General features: G+C 34.8%; 1 protein-coding gene. It reads left to right on the forward strand.

Annotation, left to right across the window (positions count from 1 at the left end; genetic code table 11):
- Positions 1 to 150: 150 nt before the first annotated feature.
- Positions 151 to 981: IS21 family transposase (gene istA, locus V514_RS0118595; protein WP_029501255.1), on the forward strand; the 831-nt coding region annotated here is incomplete at its 3' end.

Below are 981 nucleotides of genomic sequence, written 5' to 3' on the forward strand. Positions count from 1 at the left end.
TGTTTAGTGCAAAATAAAAAGGAAGCATTATGCAAATGAAAAATCCTGCAATGATGCTTCCTTTTTAGCGCAAAAAAATATCATTGTATGCACCCTTCAATTCTACTAACCTTCTAATTGGCAGAAAAGTTGATTAGGAGGAATGAAAGGATGCTTACAATGACGCAAATTCATCATATCAAATTTTTGTATGAGGATAAAGGTTATTCCTTACGGAAAATAGCTGAAGAAACCGGACATGATTTTAAAACTGTTCAAAAATATGTGAACCAACAGGATTTTAATGTTACGCCAGAAAAACGTAAAGTAATCCCTAAAAAGATTGACCGATACAAAGATGAAATAATGGCATGGTTAGTAGCTGACTTAGAAATGCCTAGAAAGCAGAGACATACTGGAAAAAGGGTCTACGACCGTTTACAAGAAAAGTACGGGGATGATCTTGATATTAGTCTTCGCTCTATTCAAAGTTTTGTATCGGAAGTTAAAAAAGATTTACAGTTGAAAAAAGAAGTGGCAGCAATTCCATTAACACATATGCCTGGACAGGCACAAGCTGATTTTGGAGAAGCTATTTTCGAAGAAAATGGTGAACGCTTCACAGGATTTTATTTTAACCTCTCATTTCCATATAGTAACGGTGGCTATACACAAATTTTTAAAGGTCAAAATCAAGAATGTTTATTACAAGCAATGCGCCAAATATTTGAACATATTGGTCGTGTACCTACGGTTATTTTATTCGATAATTTATCCGCAGCAGTTAAAAAGATAAGGAAAGATGGTGGCCGAGATTTAGTAGAGCAATTCACAAGATTTGCGGCACATTATGGCTTTCAAAGCAACTTCTGTAATCCTGGGAAAGGGAATGAAAAAGGAAACGTAGAAGGAAAAGTTGGTTATCATCGTCGGAATTTATTTGTGCCTATGCCTGTATTTAAGAGCTTAGAGGATTATAATAAAACGTTATTCGAATTATGT

The organism is Kurthia huakuii LAM0618, assembly GCF_000505545.1.
Taxonomy (GTDB): Bacteria; Bacillota; Bacilli; order Bacillales_A; family Planococcaceae; genus Kurthia; species Kurthia huakuii.